20 protein-coding genes and 1 tRNA gene are annotated in these 16,726 nt (G+C 64.2%); 11 read left to right on the plus strand and 10 right to left on the minus strand.

Features of this window, described 5'->3' with window-relative positions; translation table 11 throughout:
• Positions 1 to 59 precede the first annotated feature (59 nt).
• The 3 genes from EUB48_RS04520 to EUB48_RS04530 all read right to left on the minus strand — a co-directional run bounded on the left by EUB48_RS04520 (position 60) and on the right by EUB48_RS04530 (position 1,833).
• Entirely contained in the window at positions 60 to 443 is a 384-nt protein-coding gene (locus EUB48_RS04520; protein ID WP_142817806.1) for a hypothetical protein, read from the minus strand.
• Positions 444 to 734: 291 nt separating this feature from the next.
• Positions 735 to 811: transfer RNA gene (locus EUB48_RS04525), tRNA-Pro, on the minus strand.
• 38 nt (positions 812 to 849) lie between these two features.
• On the minus strand, positions 850 to 1,833 hold the full coding sequence (locus tag EUB48_RS04530) for a polyprenyl synthetase family protein (protein ID WP_142817807.1): 984 nt from the start codon (positions 1,831 to 1,833) through the stop codon (positions 850 to 852).
• A gap of 152 nt (positions 1,834 to 1,985) precedes the next feature.
• On the opposite strand from EUB48_RS04530, the gene rplU reads away from it, so the two are divergent.
• The 4 genes from rplU to proB all read left to right on the plus strand — a co-directional run bounded on the left by rplU (position 1,986) and on the right by proB (position 4,959).
• Positions 1,986 to 2,297, plus strand: a complete 312-nt coding sequence (gene rplU, locus EUB48_RS04535) for a 50S ribosomal protein L21 (protein WP_142817808.1) — start codon at positions 1,986 to 1,988, stop codon at positions 2,295 to 2,297.
• A 12-nt stretch (positions 2,298 to 2,309) separates the two neighbouring features.
• Positions 2,310 to 2,567 carry a 50S ribosomal protein L27 gene (gene rpmA, locus EUB48_RS04540; protein WP_077563278.1) on the plus strand — a complete coding sequence of 86 codons (258 nt, stop codon included), beginning with the start codon at positions 2,310 to 2,312 and terminating at the stop codon, positions 2,565 to 2,567.
• 84 nt (positions 2,568 to 2,651) lie between these two features.
• Positions 2,652 to 3,722, plus strand: coding sequence for an Obg family GTPase CgtA (cgtA, locus tag EUB48_RS04545; RefSeq protein WP_142817809.1), 1,071 nt, complete (start codon positions 2,652 to 2,654; stop codon positions 3,720 to 3,722).
• A gap of 61 nt (positions 3,723 to 3,783) precedes the next feature.
• Positions 3,784 to 4,959 carry a glutamate 5-kinase gene (gene proB, locus EUB48_RS04550; RefSeq protein ID WP_142817810.1) on the plus strand — a complete coding sequence of 392 codons (1,176 nt, stop codon included), beginning with the start codon at positions 3,784 to 3,786 and terminating at the stop codon, positions 4,957 to 4,959.
• Between the two features lie 17 nt (positions 4,960 to 4,976).
• Here the strand turns inward: proB and EUB48_RS04555 are convergent, their stop codons facing one another.
• Both EUB48_RS04555 and EUB48_RS04560 read right to left on the minus strand, forming a co-directional pair.
• Complete coding sequence (locus EUB48_RS04555) at positions 4,977 to 5,483, minus strand: CNP1-like family protein (protein WP_142817811.1); 507 nt, start codon at positions 5,481 to 5,483, stop codon at positions 4,977 to 4,979.
• Positions 5,470 to 6,123 carry an RNA pyrophosphohydrolase gene (locus tag EUB48_RS04560; protein ID WP_077563271.1) on the minus strand — a complete coding sequence of 218 codons (654 nt, stop codon included), beginning with the start codon at positions 6,121 to 6,123 and terminating at the stop codon, positions 5,470 to 5,472. Before EUB48_RS04560 ends, EUB48_RS04555 begins: the two co-directional genes overlap by 14 nt.
• A gap of 91 nt (positions 6,124 to 6,214) precedes the next feature.
• Here EUB48_RS04560 and EUB48_RS04565 point away from each other — a divergent pair, with 91 nt between their 5' ends.
• The gene (locus EUB48_RS04565; RefSeq protein ID WP_142817812.1) at positions 6,215 to 7,960 is read left to right on the plus strand and encodes a proline--tRNA ligase; all 1,746 of its coding nucleotides are present in this window, start codon (positions 6,215 to 6,217) and stop codon (positions 7,958 to 7,960) included.
• Positions 7,957 to 8,634 (plus strand): transglycosylase SLT domain-containing protein, encoded by a 678-nt coding sequence (locus tag EUB48_RS04570; RefSeq protein ID WP_142817813.1) that lies wholly within the window; start codon positions 7,957 to 7,959, stop codon positions 8,632 to 8,634. Before EUB48_RS04565 ends, EUB48_RS04570 begins: the two co-directional genes overlap by 4 nt.
• Here the strand turns inward: EUB48_RS04570 and paeA are convergent.
• Together paeA and grxD are read right to left on the minus strand one after the other, a co-directional pair.
• Entirely contained in the window at positions 8,600 to 9,898 is a 1,299-nt protein-coding gene (paeA, locus tag EUB48_RS04575) for a polyamine export protein PaeA (RefSeq protein ID WP_142817814.1), read from the minus strand. The two genes, EUB48_RS04570 and paeA, sit on opposite strands and share 35 nt — an antisense overlap.
• A gap of 130 nt (positions 9,899 to 10,028) precedes the next feature.
• A complete protein-coding gene (grxD, locus tag EUB48_RS04580; RefSeq protein WP_142817815.1) occupies positions 10,029 to 10,355 on the minus strand; it encodes a Grx4 family monothiol glutaredoxin in 327 nt (108 codons plus the stop codon).
• Positions 10,356 to 10,473: 118 nt separating this feature from the next.
• Between grxD and EUB48_RS04585 the strand changes: the two genes are divergently transcribed.
• From EUB48_RS04585 to EUB48_RS04595, 3 genes are all read left to right on the plus strand, one after another.
• The gene (locus EUB48_RS04585) at positions 10,474 to 10,950 is read left to right on the plus strand and encodes an FKBP-type peptidyl-prolyl cis-trans isomerase (protein ID WP_142817816.1); all 477 of its coding nucleotides are present in this window, start codon (positions 10,474 to 10,476) and stop codon (positions 10,948 to 10,950) included.
• Positions 10,934 to 12,010: a formylglycine-generating enzyme family protein gene (locus tag EUB48_RS04590; RefSeq protein ID WP_142817817.1), complete on the plus strand. Its 1,077-nt coding sequence runs from the start codon at positions 10,934 to 10,936 to the stop codon at positions 12,008 to 12,010. Before EUB48_RS04585 ends, EUB48_RS04590 begins: the two co-directional genes overlap by 17 nt.
• Positions 12,011 to 12,150: 140 nt before the next feature.
• Positions 12,151 to 12,999, plus strand: coding sequence for a DUF2971 domain-containing protein (locus EUB48_RS04595; RefSeq protein WP_142817818.1), 849 nt, complete (start codon positions 12,151 to 12,153; stop codon positions 12,997 to 12,999).
• 191 nt (positions 13,000 to 13,190) lie between these two features.
• Here the strand turns inward: EUB48_RS04595 and EUB48_RS04600 are convergent, their stop codons facing one another.
• From EUB48_RS04600 to EUB48_RS04610, 3 genes are read right to left on the minus strand one after another with little or no spacing between them, the layout of a single operon-like run.
• Positions 13,191 to 13,559 (minus strand): hypothetical protein, encoded by a 369-nt coding sequence (locus EUB48_RS04600; RefSeq protein ID WP_142817819.1) that lies wholly within the window; start codon positions 13,557 to 13,559, stop codon positions 13,191 to 13,193.
• 40 nt (positions 13,560 to 13,599) lie between these two features.
• Positions 13,600 to 14,286: a ProQ/FINO family protein gene (locus EUB48_RS04605; RefSeq protein WP_142817820.1), complete on the minus strand. Its 687-nt coding sequence runs from the start codon at positions 14,284 to 14,286 to the stop codon at positions 13,600 to 13,602.
• A gap of 49 nt (positions 14,287 to 14,335) precedes the next feature.
• The gene (locus tag EUB48_RS04610; RefSeq protein WP_142817821.1) at positions 14,336 to 14,554 is read right to left on the minus strand and encodes a SlyX family protein; all 219 of its coding nucleotides are present in this window, start codon (positions 14,552 to 14,554) and stop codon (positions 14,336 to 14,338) included.
• Between the two features lie 78 nt (positions 14,555 to 14,632).
• Between EUB48_RS04610 and EUB48_RS04615 the strand changes: the two genes are divergently transcribed.
• Both EUB48_RS04615 and EUB48_RS04620 read left to right on the plus strand, forming a co-directional pair.
• The gene (locus tag EUB48_RS04615) at positions 14,633 to 14,917 is read left to right on the plus strand and encodes a DUF1330 domain-containing protein (RefSeq protein ID WP_142817822.1); all 285 of its coding nucleotides are present in this window, start codon (positions 14,633 to 14,635) and stop codon (positions 14,915 to 14,917) included.
• A gap of 58 nt (positions 14,918 to 14,975) precedes the next feature.
• Positions 14,976 to 16,700, plus strand: coding sequence for an AMP-binding protein (locus tag EUB48_RS04620; RefSeq protein ID WP_142817823.1), 1,725 nt, complete (start codon positions 14,976 to 14,978; stop codon positions 16,698 to 16,700).
• Positions 16,701 to 16,726: the final 26 nt, after the last annotated feature.

The raw sequence follows: 16,726 nt of genomic DNA on the forward strand, positions 1-16,726 counted from the left end.
ACGCCGGTCTCATTCGCCCTGGGTTGGTGAAGGCCTCGGGCATTGCCTTGCACGAGGTCTCACGGCCAAGCAGAAACTGAACTAGCAGTCGAATAACCAGGGTTGGTCTCAAGGCGCCCGTTAGGACTGAGCTCACACACGGCCTTGCAGGGTGGGTAGTCGATGAACAGGCCCTGGTGCTGGTCGGCCTTGACGCGCGCATCGAAGGCTTCGGCCTCTTGTCGCGAGCCGAAGGTGATGGACTGCTCTGGGTGGCCGGTGCGGCGCACGCGCACCAGGAAGCTGGTGGCGAGCTGGACCAGCTTGGGTTTGAACCCCTGCTCACGCAAGCTCTTGACATAGGCCTTGAGCTTGTCGTCGGCGTCATAGGGAAAGGATTTCTCGAGTTCGTCGTGTTTTGTGACGGTGACAACGAAATTCGAGCGGTTGGTAATGCTGGCCACAAAGATTCTCCAAAAAAGTTACTGGAAACCCGTCTAGGCAATCAAAAACTTTAAGGATGTGGCGCTAAAAAAACGCGTCTTTAGAGGCGCGTTGTCGCGGCTGTGCGGGGCCGCCTGCAGCCCACCCCAAGGGGGCTCAGCTGTGGCGGCCAGCGCAGCCAGGCGCAGGGATGCGAATCTTCACGCAAGACGATTTGGCACAGATTTGGAACATTTCGCCCCTTTTCGCCTGTTTGCGCAGGCGCTGGCTGCCCGGTGTCTTGCTAGACCATTGATTTCATTGGGGAAATCTGGTCGGGGTGAGAGGATTCGAACCTCCGGCCTCTACGTCCCGAACGTAGCGCTCTACCAGGCTAAGCTACACCCCGATGACTCTTGGTCAGGAAGCGCCGTTACTGAAATGGCTTCAGGACCGGCGCTCCAGCAGCTGAGCCGCCAATTCTATCAAACCCTCGCTGTACGAATTTTGCGGCAGGCAGCGCGCCGCGGCGATGGCGCGCTGCGCCTCGGATGCAGCCGCCTGGCGCGTGACGTCGAGGGCACCGGTTTCGCGCACGATGGCGATGATGTGCTCGAGCTCGGTCACTGCACCGGTTTCAATCGCGTGCTGGACGGTGGCGCGTTGCTCCGGGGTGCCGCGCTGCATGGCCACGATCAGCGGCAGCGTGGCCTTGCCTTCCCGCAAATCATCGCCCAGGTTCTTGCCCATCTCGCTGGCGTCACCGTCGTAGTCCAGCGCGTCGTCGATCACCTGGAAGGCCGTGCCCAGGGCTTGGCCGTAATCGGCACAGGCTTGCTCTATTTCGGGCGTCGATGGGGCCAGGATGGCGCCGAGCCGGGCGCTGGCCTCGAACAGCTTTGCCGTTTTGGAGCGGATCACGCGCAGGTAGCCGGCCTCATCCAGCGCGGCATCGTGCATGTTCATGAGTTGCAACACCTCGCCCTCGGCAATGACATTGGTGGCATCGGCCAGAATCTGCATGATGCGCATGTCGCCCGCATCGACCATCATCTGAAAGGCGCGCGAGTACAGAAAGTCGCCGACCAGTACGCTGGCTGGATTGCCGAACGATTCGTTGGCGGTGGCGCGGCCGCGGCGCAGCGTGGATGCATCGACGACGTCGTCGTGCAATAAAGTGGCGGTGTGGATGAACTCCACCACAGCAGCGAGGTTGAAGCGCTGCGCACCGCCAAAGCCCAACGCGCCGCAGGTCAGCAGCAGCAGTGCGGGGCGCAGGCGCTTGCCGCCGGCCGCGATGATGTAGTGTGAGATTTCGCCCACCAGCGGCACGCTGGAGGCGAGCCGCTCGGCAATGACCTTGTCGACCTCGCGCATGTCGTCGGCAACAAGGGCGAGAACGGCGGCGGTGCTGGAGGAGTGGGCGGACAAGGCGGGCAGTGCAGAAAATTTGAGCAATTATAGGAACACTGGTGTCCCTTTTTCCTGACGCCCGGCGTGGGCATGTTAGTGATTGCATACCATGCTATACTCTCGGGCTCTGTGGAAATTCGTTCGCAGAACTCAATTGAAGAGGTCAAGGCATGTACGCGGTCATAAAAACCGGTGGCAAACAGTATCGTGTTGCCACTGGCGAAAAAATTAAAGTAGAACAGATTGCTGCGGACGTAGGCCAAGAGATTGTGATCGACCAGGTTCTTGCAGTCGGCAACGGCGCAGAACTCAAGGTTGGCACGCCCTTGGTGTCCGGCGCAACTGTCACAGTCACTGTTGTGGCGCACGGTTTGCACGACAAGGTTCGCATCTTCAAGATGCGCCGTCGCAAGCACTATATGAAACGCCAAGGGCACCGTCAGCAGTTCACCGAACTGCAAATCGGCGCCATTGCAGGATAAGGAGCAAGAGTCATGGCACAGAAAAAAGGCGGCGGCTCTACGCGAAACGGGCGCGATTCGCAGCCCAAAATGCTCGGCGTGAAGGCTTTCGGCGGTGAACTCATCACAGCCGGTGCCATCATCGTGCGCCAGCGCGGTACCAAGTTCCATCCCGGCACCAACGTCGGTTTGGGCAAGGACCACACCCTGTTCGCACTGGTGGACGGCCACGTGTCGTTTGCCGTGAAGGGTTCGCTGAACAAGCACATGGTCAGCGTGACGCCGGCATAAGGTCGTTACTTCGATCCCATCGAAGCCCCGCTTTGCCGGGGCTTTTGTGTTTTGGCCCCCCATTCTTTGTAAACTGGACACTTCATGAAATTCGTTGACGAGGCGTACATCGACATCTCCGCGGGTGATGGCGGGGCTGGCTGCGTCTCGTTCCGGCATGAAAAATACAAGGAATTTGGTGGCCCCAACGGGGGCGACGGCGGCCGTGGCGGTCACGTCTTCGCGGTGGCCGATCCCAACCTCAACACGCTGGTGGATTACCGGTTTTCGCGTCGCCACGACGCCAAGCGCGGCGAGCACGGCATGGGCTCCGACATGTTCGGCGCGGCTGGCGAAGACATCACGCTCAAGATGCCGGTCGGCACCATCATCTCCGACGCCGAAACCGGCGAGGTGCTGTACGAGATGCTGGTCCCCGGCGAGGTCATCACGATCGCCAAGGGCGGCGATGGTGGCTTTGGCAACATGCGCTTCAAGAGCGCCATCAACCGCGCGCCGCGCCAGAAAACACCGGGCTGGCCCGGCGAGAAGAAAAGCCTCAAGCTCGAACTCAAGGTGCTGGCCGACGTCGGCCTGCTGGGCATGCCCAACGCCGGCAAGTCCACCCTGATCTCGGCCATTTCCAACGCCCGCCCGCGCATTGCCGACTACCCGTTCACCACGCTGCATCCCAACCTGGGTGTGGTGCGGGTCGGCCCCGAGCAAAGCTTTGTGGTGGCCGACCTGCCCGGCCTGATCGAAGGCGCATCGGAGGGAGCCGGCCTGGGGCATCTGTTCCTGCGCCACCTGCAGCGTACGCGGCTGTTGCTGCACGTGGTGGACATGGCGCCGTTTGACGACAGCGTGGACCCGGTCGCACAGGCCAGGGCGATCGTCGGCGAGCTCAAGAAATACGACGAGGCGCTGTACAAGAAGCCGCGCTGGCTGGTGCTTAACAAGCTCGACATGGTACCGGTGGACGAGCGTGCGGCCAGGGTCCGCGACTTCGTCAAGCGCTTCAAATACAAGGGCCCGGTGTTCGAAATCTCGGCCCTGACGCACGAAGGGTGTGCCGCGCTGGTGAAAGATGTCTACAAACACATCAAGGCGCAACAGGTGTCCGAGCAGCCGTCGGACTACGTGGATCCGCGCTTTGCGCAGGGGCCTGCGGAGTAACCCGGGACTATAGAAATAATAGCTACCGGTGCAGATGCGGTAAGGGCTACAGGCCAAAATGATGAATAAAAAGAACACAGGCGTATTGCGCGATGCACGGCGCATTGTCGTCAAGGTCGGCTCCAGCCTGGTGACCAACGAAGGGCGTGGCCTCGATGAAGCCGCGATCGGCGAATGGTGCCGTCAGCTGGCGGCGCTGGTACACGGACTGGAGCGGGGCACGCCGACGCGCACCGGCGCGGCCGGGCACCGACGCGAGGTCGTGATGGTGTCCAGCGGCGCCATCGCGGAGGGCATGAAGCGCCTGGGCTGGGTCAAGCGGCCGCGTGAGATTCATGAGTTGCAGGCGGCCGCCGCCGTCGGGCAAATGGGCCTGGCGCAGATGTACGAGACCAAGCTGCGCGAGAACGGCCTGGGCAGCGCCCAGGTGCTGCTGACCCATGCCGATCTGGCCGACCGCGAGCGTTACCTGAACGCGCGCTCGACCCTGCTGACGCTGTTGCGCCTCGGCGTGGTGCCCGTCATCAACGAAAACGACACGGTGGTCAACGACGAAATCAAGTTCGGCGACAACGACACGCTGGGCGCGCTGGTCGCCAACCTGATCGAGGCCGATGCACTGATCATCCTGACCGACCAGAAGGGGCTTTTCACGGCCGATCCGCGCAAGGACCCGGCGGCCACGTTCGTGCACGAGGCCAAGGCGGGGGATCCGGCGCTGGAGGTCATGGCGGGCGGTGCCGGCTCGAGCATCGGCAGCGGCGGCATGATCACCAAGATCCTGGCCGCCAAGCGGGCCGCAGGCTCGGGCGCCTCGACCGTGATCGCCTGGGGGCGCGAGCCGGACGCGCTGGTGCGACTCTCAAAAGGCGAGGCCATCGGCACGCTGCTGGTGGCGCAAACCCACAAGATTCAGGCGCGCAAGCAGTGGCTGGCGGACCACCTGCTGCTGCGCGGCGCCGTGACCGTCGACAGCGGCGCGGCCGCCAAGCTGCGTGACGAAGGCAAGAGCCTGCTGCCGATCGGCATGACGGGCGTGGAGGGCGATTTTTCGCGCGGCGACGTGATTGCGGTGCGCGACGCGGCGGGTGTCGAGGTCGGGCGCGGCCTGGCCAACTACTCCAGCGCCGAGGCGCGCCTGATTTGCCGCAAGGCGTCCAGCAAATTTGAAACACTGCTCGGCTACGCGGCCGAGCCTGAAATGGTGCACCGCGACAACCTGGTGCTGACCCGGTAACCCGGGGCTGCGCGGGGTCAGCGGCGTTCGTACTGCTGCTGGGGGTTTTTCAGCTGGCGAAGGATGGCTTCAACGGAGTTGGCGGGCGCCTTGCCATTGCACACGCCCTGCTCGGCCAGCGCCAGGGCGTGCCTGGACGGCAGGTTGGCGTACAGGGAGAGCCACTGCGGGTCCTCGACCGTGTTCCAGGTGCCGCTGGTCGTGGCACGTGCATAGGTCTTGAACTCGCCCGTGGCGCAGCGAATGCCCTCGTACATGGCATTCGTCGCGCCGCTGGCGCTGGACGCCACCACGACGTAGCGCACCACGCCATCTTTCGAGATGGACAAGGTAGCCGGATCGACCCCGAATTTCAGCGCCTGATTGGCGCCCAGATCCAGCACAACGAGCCGGCGGGTGCTGAAGGCGGGCGCCGGCGGCACCTGTATTTCTTTCCAGTCGGGGTTTTCCGCTGCCAGCTGCGCAAAGGCGCTGCACGCCACGCATGCCAGCAGTGCCACGGCCAGCTGTTCAAGACGTCGCATGCGTGCCTTTTGGCGGTGGTGGTGTCTGCGGATAGTCGGCTTGCGGGTCGGGTTCGAACGTGGCCCCTGGCGGCAACTCGAACGTGGCGCCCGGCTCGCGCTCGGGCTCATGAAGCTCATGCTCGCGCGTGCGCATGCCGCCGCGCAGGTAGCGGTTGCGGTGATCGTGGCGCGGCAGAAAGCGCGCCAGTTCGGTCAAGGCCATCTCGTACACGCCGCGCTTGAATTCCACCACCACATCGAGCGGCACCCAGTAGTCGTTCCAGCGCCAGGCGTCGAATTCCGGATGATTCGTGGCGCGCAGGTTCAAGTCCCAGTCGTGGCCGACCAGTTGCAGAAGAAACCAGATCTGTTTCTGGCCTTTGTAGAATCCGCGCGCATCGCGGCGGATGTACCGGTCTGGCACCTCGTAGCGCAACCAGTCACGGGTGCGGGCCACCACGCGCACATGATCCGGCAGAAGCCCCACTTCTTCCTGCAGCTCACGGAACATCGCCTGCTCGGGGGTTTCTCCCCGGTCAATGCCACCTTGCGGAAACTGCCAGGAGTGGCTGCGGATACGCTTGCCCCAGAACACCTGATTTCTCTGGTTGAGCAGGACGATGCCGACGTTGGGCCTAAAGCCTTCCCGGTCAAGCATAATCAAACCCCAAATTTTTAAACTGAGACCATTATGCACAGCGTACCGCGTGCATCAAGGGGCCAAGCCCCCGGCGTCTCCCAAAACAAGCATGAAAGCCTCCCAGTTCTTCATTTCCACGCTCAAGGAAGCTCCTGCCGACGCCGAGGTGGTCAGCCATCAGCTCATGACGCGCGCCGGCATGATCAAAAAACTCGGCGCCGGCATTTACAGCTACATGCCCATGGGGCTGCGCGTGATCCGCAAGGTGGAGGCCATCGTGCGCGAGGAAATGAACCGCGCCGGCGCCGTGGAGCTGAGCATGCCGGTGGTGCAGCCGGCCGAGCTCTGGCAGGAAACCGGCCGCTTCGAGAAGATGGGGCCGGAGCTGCTGCGCATCAAGGACCGGCACGAGCGCGACTATGTGGTGCAACCGACCAGCGAGGAGGTGATCACCGACATCGCGCGCCAGGAGATCAAAAGCTACAAACAGCTGCCCAGGAACTTCTACCAGATCCAGACCAAGTTCCGCGACGAACGCCGGCCGCGCTTTGGCCTGATGCGCGGGCGCGAATTCACCATGAAGGACGCCTACAGCTTCGACCGCGACCCCGCCGCGGCCAAGACCAGCTACCAGGTGATGGCGCAGGCGTACCGGCGGATTTTCGACCGTTTCGGCCTGACCTACCGGGCGGTGGCGGCCGACAGCGGCGCGATTGGCGGCGACCTCTCGGAAGAATTCCAGGTGATCGCCGCCACCGGCGAGGACGCCATCGTTTACTGCCCGGGCAGCGATTACGCCGCCAACATGGAAAAGGCAGAGGCGCTGGCGCCGGCCGGCCCGCGCCCGGCAGCAACGCAAGCCATGACCATGACGCCGACTCCCGGCAAGAGCACCTGCGCCGCCGTGGCCGAGCTGCTGGGCGTGCCGCTGTCGACCACGGTCAAGTCGCTGGTGCTGGCCACCGACCCGGTCAACGAGCAGGGCGAAGCCACCGGGAGCCAGGTCTGGCTGCTGCTGCTGCGCGGCGACCATGGCATGAACGAGGTCAAGGTCGGCAAGGTGCCGGGGCTGGATGCGGGCTTTCGCTTCGCCAGCGCGGCCGAGATCGACGAGCACTTTGGCTGCGAGCCCGGCTATCTGGGCCCGATCAAGCTCAAGAAGCCCGTGAAAATCGTGGCCGACCGCGAGGTGGTGGTCATGAGCGACTGGATTTGCGGCGCCAACGCGCCGGACTTCCACCTCACCGGCGTGAACTGGGGCCGCGACCTGCCCGAGCCCGCGCTGGTGGCCGACCTGCGCAACGTGGTCGAAGGCGATGCCTCGCCCGACGGCCGTGGCGTGCTGGCGATCGAGCGTGGTATCGAGATCGGCCACGTGTTCTACCTCGGCACCAAATACAGCCGCGCGATGAATGCCACCTTTCTGGATGTGAACGGCAAGCCGCAGTTCATGGAGATGGGCTGCTACGGCATCGGCATCACCCGGCTGCCGGCCGCCGCCATCGAGCAGAATCACGACGAGCGCGGCATCATCTGGCCCGATGCGATCGCGCCGTTCACCGTGGTGGTGTGCCCGATCGGCCCGGATCGCAGCCCCGATGTGAAGGCGGCCGCCGACAAGCTCTATGAGGAACTGCTGGCCGCGGGAGTGGATGTGCTGCTGGACGACCGCGGCGAGCGCCCTGGCGCCATGTTTGCCGACTGGGAACTGATCGGCGTGCCGCACCGCATCACCATCGGCGACCGCGGCCTCAAAGAAGGCCAGCTCGAATACCAGCACCGCCGCGACGCGGCCGCGACCAAGGTCGGCGTGCATGACATGGTGGCCTTCTTGAGCGCTCGGCTGCAAAAATGAGCGCTGCGATGGCATTCGCGTCGGCGGGTCAAGGCATTACAAGGCGAAACTGCCTTTTGTCCTTATCAGTCGGCGCTTTGTTGCTATCAAAATCAGAGTTTTCCATGGCCGGCGGCCAGGTCGAGGAGCCGCTCGCCGATTCGGTGCGCACCGCGCTGGGCTCGGCGGTGGCCAACCAGGCGCCGCCCGTTCCCGAGTTCAGCGACACCGCATCGCGCCTGGTGTACCTGCGCTGGCTCGGGGCCATGAGCGAGCGGCTGCGCAAGGCGAAGCCCGACTGGCGGGTGCGCAAGGAATTCCTGCAAACCGTCTGGTACGAGAGCCACCGCGCGGGACTCGATGCGTCGCTGGTGCTCGGCCTGATCCAGGTGGAGAGCAATTTCCGCAAGTACGCCGTCTCCAGCGTGGGCGCGCGCGGTTACATGCAGGTCATGCCGTTCTGGGCGCGCCTGATCGGTGACGGCGACGCCAGCAAGCTGTTCCAGATGCAGACCAACCTGCGCTTTGGCTGCGTCATCCTGCGCCACTACCTGGACCGCGAGCGCGGCAACCTGTTCCTGGCGCTGGGCCGCTACAACGGCTCGCGCGGCCTGGCGCCGTATCCCGACGCGGTGCTGGGCGCCACCCGGCGCTGGGACTTCAGGGACGAGGCGGTTCGAGTCGCGACACCATGACCTGGTCGATGCGGAAACTGTCCACATCGAGCACTTCGAAGGTGTAGCCGCCCCAGGTCACCTTGTCGGTGCGCTTGGGCACGCGGCGCAGCATGACCATCAGGAAGCCGGCCAGGGTTTCGTATTCTTCGTCGTGCGGCAGCGCGTCCAGCCCCAAAGCGCGCAGCACATCCTGCACCGGCGCCACGCCGTCGATCAGCCACGAATTTTCGTCGCGGCGCACGATTTGCTCTTCGTCCGGCGGCGAGACCAGGTCGCCCATCACCGTGCTCATCACGTCGTTCAGCGTCAGTACACCCACCACCAGGCTGTACTCGTTGACGATCACGGCAAAGTCCTCATGCGCCTGTCTGAACTGCTCCAGCACCTCGGACAGCGTCAGGCGGTCGGGCACGATCAGCACCTTGTGCAGCAGGCTCTCGTCCGTCAGCGGAATCGGCTGCTGGGTCAATACGCGCTGGAACATGTCCTTGGCGTCCACGTAGCCCAGCACATGGTCGATCGCGCCGTCGCAGACCGGGTAGGTGGAAAACGGCTGGGCCACGATGCGCGCGCGCACCACGCTGTCGGGCTCGTCGCGCAAAAACCAGGCGATGCGCTCGCGCGGCGTCATGACGCTCTCCACGGTGCGCGTGTCGAGCTCGAACACATTGGCGATCACCTGCTGTTCGCGCCGCGCCAGCACGCCGGCCTGGGCGCCGGCTTCGGTCAGGGCCAGGATGTCGTCGGAGGTCACGCGGTCGTCGCGCTGTGCCGGCAGGCCAAAACCGCGCACCATCCAGTCGGCGCCCTTGCTGTAGAGCCAGACCACCGGTTTGAGCAGCGAGACGCAGACCTGCATCGGCCCGACCACCAGCACCGCGAGCCGTTCGGGCTGCGTCATGCTCATGCGTTTGGGGACCAGGTCGGCGAACAGGATGAACAGAGAGGTCACCACCGCGAACGAGGCGATGAAACCGCCGGTCCGGGCCGATTCGGGCGCCAGCCACAGCCCGAAAAGACCGCTGAAATGCGGGCTCAAGGCCCCTTCGCCGACGATCCCGCCCAGAATCGCGATGGCATTCAGGCCGATCTGCACCACGGTGAAGTAATGCCCGGGCTGCTCCTGCGCGCGCATCACCTTGCTGGCCCGCGCGTCGCCCTCGTCGGCCATCTGGCGCAGACGCAGGCGCCGCGAGGCCGCCAGCGAGATCTCGGCCACCGAGAAAAACGCGCTGACCGCAATCAACAGGGCAATGATGAACAGGCTTTGGCTCAGGCTCATGGCGGGAAGGCGCCGGCGCCGATGCGGCGACAGATCTTGCCCAAAGTGTAGCGGCCAGAAAAACAGCCACCGAGGGTGGCTGTGCGTGGCGCCGGCAAGCCGGCGCAGGTCAGGAGGGAACCCGGGGAGGTCAGGCGGCCGGCTGGCCCAGCACCTGCTGCAACTCACCCTTTTCGTACATCTCCATCATGATGTCGGCGCCGCCCACGAACTCGCCCTTGACGTAGAGCTGCGGGATGGTGGGCCAGTTGCTGTATTCCTTGATGCCCTGGCGGATGCCCTCGTCGCCGAGCACGTCCACCGTCTTCACGTCCTTGGGGTCCACGCCGCAGGCCTTGAGGATCTGGATGGCACGGCCCGAAAAGCCGCACATCGGGAAATTGGCGTTGCCCTTCATGAACAGCAGCACCTCGCTGGACTTGACCAATTCGTCGATGCGTTGTTGTGCGTCACTCATGTTGTCTTACTCCTGGTTCCAACAAGTTCAATGGAGCCGATTATTTCACGTTCGGCGCAGCGATGCCGCGCCGGCACAATACCACCCTGATAATGACCCCTGCATCGGAATACGCCCCATGAAAATCGAAAAAAACACCGCCGTCACGCTGCGCTACAAGGTGCTGGACGCCGCCGGCAAGCTCCTCGAGGAAAGCCACGAGCCCATGGTTTACCTGCACGGCGGCTACGGCAACACCTTCCCAAAGATCGAGGAAGCGCTCGAAGGGAAAGAGCCGCAGTACCAGACCAGCGTTGAACTGCAGCCGCAGGACGCCTTCGGCCTGCGCGACGAGAGCCTGCTGCAGACCATTCCCAAGACCCAGTTTCCGCCTGGCGTGAAGGTCGGCGGCCAGTTGCAGGGCCGGGGCGAGGATGGCCACGAACACGCCTTCACCGTCATGAAAATCAAGGGCGACAAGGTTTTCCTCGACGGCAACCACCCTTTTGCCGGCAAGGTCTTGCGCTTCAACCTCACCGTGACCGAGGTCCGCGCTGCCACCGAAGAGGAGGTGGCGCATGGGCACGTGCACGGTGAGCATGGCCACCACCACTGATACGCGGCGCGCCGCCGTCGCCCGCCTGCTGCTCATTCTTGCGTGGTTTGCCGGCCCGGGAGCTTGGGCGCAGGCGCCGAGCCCGCCAACGCCGGGCCAAGCCAGCCCCGAGGTGATCGAAAACACGCTCGGCATGAAGCTGGTGCGCGTGCCCGCCGGCGAATTCACGATGGGCAGCGATGAGGCGCCCGACGCGCTCGCGTCAAGCTATCCGGCCTACGAGCACCAGCGCTTTGTGGATTTGTACGACGAAGCGCCCCGGCACCGCGTGCGCATCACGCGGCCCTTTTACCTGGGGCAGGATGAAGTCACAGTGGGCCAATTCGCCCGGTTCTTGGCGCTGTCGGGCTACACGCCTGAATCAGTGGCCGACGGCACGGGCGGCTACGGCTACAACGCGGCCTACGACCCGTCCAAAACGGAGCGCGGCGACGCCTTCGAAGGCCGCAACCCCATTTACAGCTGGCGCAACCCGGGCTTCCCCCAAGGGGACGACCACCCGGTGCTGAACGTGACCTGGAACGACGCGGTCGCGCTGGCAAAGTGGCTGAGCAACAAGGAAGGCGCCGTGTACCGCCTGCCCACCGAGGCGGAGTGGGAGTACGCGTGCCGCGCGGGCACCCCCGCCCGCTACCCCAACGGCGACGACCCGCAGGCCCTCACGCACATCGCCAACACCTTCGACGCCGACGCGGCCACCTACTGGCCGCGCTGGCAGGCCTTTGCGCTCAAGGGGCACGACGGCTTTGCCTTCACGGCGCCCGTCGGCAGCTTTCCTGCCAACGCGTTCGGGCTGCACGACATGCTCGGCAACGCCTGGGAGTGGGTGTCGGACTGGTATGGCGACACCTACTACAAGACCTCGCCCGTGGATGATCCGCAGGGACCGGCATCAGGCTCGGTGCGCGTGCGCCGCGGCGGGTCCTGGCACACGTGGGCCCTGTATGCGCGCTGCTCGTTCCGGAACTGGAATGCAGCCAGCACCCGCTACACGCTGTTGGGGATGCGGTTGCTACGGGAAGACAAGGCTAGCGGGTCTGTGCAAGCACGCGATAAGTGAATCTACCTGGTGCCCGGTCTCGCGGCGCGATGACGCGCCACGTCAAGCCTGCGCGATAGTTTCAATCCAGTTTTCCATCCTGTCGGATAAACTGCGGTCCCAGAATATCCGACGATCTATATCACGTTAGCCGTCAGACAATGCCTCTCTACAAGTACCTGCATCCTGACCGAACTGACGTTCTACGCAACCAGTGCATTCGCTTTTCGTCGCCGGCTGTCCTGAACGATCCCTTCGAGCTCAAGCCACATCTCGCAGCGCTCGCCACTCCTGAATACGCGGCAGCAGATCTGCAGCGGGCGCTCCCACGTGTCCTTGCCGAGGAACTCGCCCAGTTGCCCGCGGAGCTTCGCGCTCTAGTCTCGGAAGAAGCGCTGCAGGCCTTCCTTAAAGCGCAGTTGCCTGCTATCCAGAAGAGCCTCAATGGCGCATCGGCGCAAATGATGCCGCTCCTTCAGGAGACGATGGCGCGAAAGCTGGAGGAGCTTCTTGGCGTGCTCTGCTTGTCCGAGTCCCCGAAGAGTCTTCTCATGTGGGCGCACTACGCAGATTCTCATAGAGGGTTCGTCGTGCAGTTCGATGAGACTTCACCGTTCTTCAACCGGTGCGTCTCCGAAGATGACGAGCTTAGGCATCTACGTCAGGTGACTTACGGTTCCAAGCGGCCCTCTCTAACACTTTCAGAAGTTGAGGATGGTTCGGCCTTCCTGATGAAGGGTGTCGAGTGGGAGTACGAAGCCGAATGGAGAATGATTGTGCCGCTCGCGGACGCGTCGCATGTCATAGGAACGGGGCCGGAGGCAATCCATCTCTTCAGTTTTCCGGCCCAGGCGGTAACGTCAGTAATTCTCGGCTGCCGAATGTTGGAAACCAAGAGAGCTGAAATTCAGGCGCTACTCGCCGCGTTGCCGCAGTACGCTCACACTCGCTGCATTCATGCGGCCATTGACAATGAAAGCTACCGCCTCCGTGTCGGGCCCGCTCACTGACGACTAACCCTGTATGGACCCCCCAACGGCAGGAAACTGACCGTTTTGGTCGACGAGTACCGAAGGCGGTTCAAAGAGTTGATCGCTATTAAATCAGTAGCTAACTACGAATACCCAGTAAGGTCCAGAGCCCTAAATGACTCTCGGTAGTTTCGCAATAAAACTCATGACACCCGTCCGTCACGAAGCACTCAATCCCCAACATCTTCCCCCATCAATCCCGCGATATGGAAGCACAGCAGTGCGACCGCGGCGGACAGCAGCGCCAGCGTGTACGCCAGGCGCCGCCCATGCCACAGCGACAAAAACCGGCGGTGGAATTCGAGCACCAGGACGGCGGACTGGCCGCCGAGGCGCTCGACCTCCTGCAGTTCGCGCGTCGATTCCGCGAGCGTGAGGGCGTAGGTGTTTCCGCCCACGATGTTGTAGCCGGCAGCGTTCGTGTCGGCGGGGTTCGCCGCCAGGAAATAGACCAGCGCGGCGGCGACCAGGCCCCCGATCAGGATGATGGCGCCGGCCAGGTAAAGGCGGCTGGCCGGGGTGGAATGCTTCAAGGGCATGGCGCCATGGCCTGACAGCGTCTGCGCTGTCGGCGCAATATCAGAGCGGGGCGGCTGGAGCCTGTTGGCGGCGCTGGCGCTCAAGCGCCGCGGTCACGTCGCGCGGGTTCAGGCCGTACATCTCGGCAAACTCCGCAGGGGTCTTGCCGCTGCTCTCCAGCGCCCGGCACAGGGCTTCCTGCCTGGCGCGCTGCTGGTCGTATTCGGCAAACGCTTCCTCCAGCAGGGCGTTGGCGCGCGCATCGCTCGTCTGGACCTTGGCCCGGTACTCCTGGGGCGTCAGGCCGGAGGCCTCGAACGCGCGCAGGAGCTGCGCGCGAAACTTCGGCCGCAGATCTTCGGGGGTCCGGCCCTGCTTGCGGCGGAACAGTTCCAGCACGGACAGGCAGACATGCTCGGGGGCCACGGGTTCCACGGCCACACCGGTCAGGTCGTGACGCGGCTTGCCCGCAGCCACGCTTTGCAGGTAGCGCGTGGAGCGTGTGTGCACGCCCAGGGCGGCCTTGAGCGCGTCGCGCGAGAAATGCTCGGGATGCGCGGCCAGCAGTTCCTGAAAGATCCCGAGCTTGAGCGGCAGGAACTCGGCGCCGAACAGGTGCGGATACAGCTCGAACAGTTTTTCCAGCACGGGCCGGGCGGAAGGCAGGCGTCCCGGTTTTTTGGCCGAAGCCTCGGGGGGCGTGGATGCATCTGGCAGGACAGGGGCGTCGGAGGGGCTGGGGGTCATGAAGTTAAACCTTTGATCAACCCGCGATTGTCGGCGAAATGGCGAGCGCTCAGTAATGCGGCGGCAGCTCGTCGCGCAGGTTGCGCGCCGCGCCGGGCTGCCCATCGGTGGCGGGCTGGCGCAGATGGCCGATCTCGCGAATCAGCAGGTCGATTTGCTGTTGCTGACGGACGATGACCTGGTCCAGCTGCTCCAGCAGGTCTTCGGTGAAGGTGGCCTTGATCTCCAGATCGGTCAGGCGCTGTTCGATGTCGTGCGGGTTTTCCATATCCCTATTGGACCTGATTTGCTGGCGCGCCGGACGCACGACAATCAGGGAGTCACCACCCACCCAGGAGAAGCAGCCATGGTCGCTTATGTAGTCGCCCACGTCGAGGTCGTCGACGGCATCGGATACGAGGAATACAGCCAGAAGGTGTCCGCCACGATAGAGGCGTACGGGGGGCGCTCCATTGCCCGCGGCGGCGCCACGGAAGTGTTGGAGGGCGAGGCACCCGGCCGCTGGGTGCTGCTCGAATTCCCGAGCATGGCCCAACTCAAAACCTGGTGGGACTCGCCCGAGTACCTGCCGCTGCGCGCCATCCGTGCGCGCACGGCCAAATCCCTGCTGGTCGCGACCGAAGGCGTTTGAGCTGCCCGCGCCGGCGGAGTAAAGTTCCAGTTCACCCCATGATATTGAAGGAGACACAATGACCGCCGCCGACGCCTTCCTGCGAGCCCGCGACTTCCTGCTGGCGCACCGCACCGACTACGCCACCGCCTACCGCGATTTCAAATGGCCCGAGCTCACCGAGTTCAACTGGGCGCTGGACCACTTCGACCGCATGGCGGCGGGCAACGACAGGCCCGCGCTGTGGATCGTCGAGGAGTCGGGGGAGGAGCGCAAGCTCTCGTTCGCGCAGATGTCGGCGCGCTCGAACCAGGTGGCGAACTGGCTGCGCGCGCAGGGCGCGCGGCGCGGCGACCGCGTTCTCCTCATGCTGAACAACGAGGTGCCGCTGTGGGAGAGCATGCTGGCCTGCATCAAGCTGGGCGTGGTGCTGATTCCCTGCTCCAACCTGCTGACGCCGCAGGACTTGCGCGACCGGATGCTGCGCGGCGACGTCAAGCACGCGATCGTGGGCGCGGCGAACGTCGAGAAATTCGCCGATGTGCCGGGCAGCTACACCCGCGTATGCGTCGGCAAAGCCGTTAGCGGCTGGCTGGATTTTGCCGATTCGATACAGGCTCCGGCCGGCTTTAGCCCGGACGGCGCGACCCGCGCGAGCGATCCCTTGCTGCTGTATTTCACCTCCGGCACCACGTCCCAGCCCAAACTCGTGCTGCACACGCACCAGAGCTACCCGGTGGGTCATTTGTCGACGATGTACTGGATCGGCCTGCAGCCCGGCGACATCCACCTCAACATCTCATCGCCCGGCTGGGCCAAGCACGCGTGGAGCTGTTTCTTCGCGCCCTGGAATGCCGGTGCCTGCGTCTTCATCTACAACTACACGCGTTTCAACGCGCCGGCGCTGCTCGGCGTGCTGGAAAAATTCCAGGTGACGACGATGTGCGCGCCCCCGACGGTGTGGCGCATGCTGATCCAGGAGGATCTCGCTGCGCATCGCGACCGTCTGCACATCCGTGAGTTGATCGGCGCCGGCGAGCCGCTGAACCCCGAGGTCATCGAGCAGATCAAGACGGCCTGGGGCATCACGGTGCGCGACGGGTATGGCCAGACGGAAACCACGGCCCAGGTCGGCAACCCGCCGGGGCAGCCGGTGAAGGCGGGGTCGATGGGCCGTCCGCTGCCGGGCTATCGCGTCGTGCTGATCGATGCCGATGGCCAGCAGGCCGACGAGGGCGAGCTCGCGCTGCATCTGGATCCGCGCCCCGTCGGACTGATGAGCGGCTACCTCGACGACAGCGAGAAGAATGCCGAGGTGACGCGCGGTGGCGTGTACCGCACCGGCGACGTGGCCGCGCGCGATGCCGACGGCTATATCACCTACGTGGGCCGCGCCGACGATGTGTTCAAGGCCGCGGACTATCGCATCTCGCCGTTCGAACTGGAATCCGTCGCGATCGAGCACGAAGCCGTGGCCGAGGCCGCGGTGGTGCCCAGCCCCGATCCGCTGCGTCTGGCCGTGCCCAAGGTCTTCGTTGCCTTGCGTCAGGGCTACAGCCCCTCGGCAGCGCTGGCCGAAAGCATCCTGACCTTTCTGCGGGTGAAGCTGGCGCCGTACAAGCGCATCCGCCGGCTCGAGTTTGCGGAGCTGCCGAAGACCATCTCCGGCAAGATCCGCCGCGTGGACCTGCGCCATGCAGAAGCCACGCGCCGCGCCGCCAACGAGAAGGGCGAGTGGGAGTTCTTCGAAGAGGACTTTGCCGCCTTGCGGTCCCCGGCCGAAACGAAATCGCCGCGCGCGTAGCGACACCCAATCAACCATGTCCTAGA

The organism is Rhodoferax sediminis (assembly GCF_006970865.1).
In the GTDB taxonomy this organism is placed as follows: Bacteria; Pseudomonadota; Gammaproteobacteria; order Burkholderiales; family Burkholderiaceae_C; genus Rhodoferax_A; species Rhodoferax_A sediminis.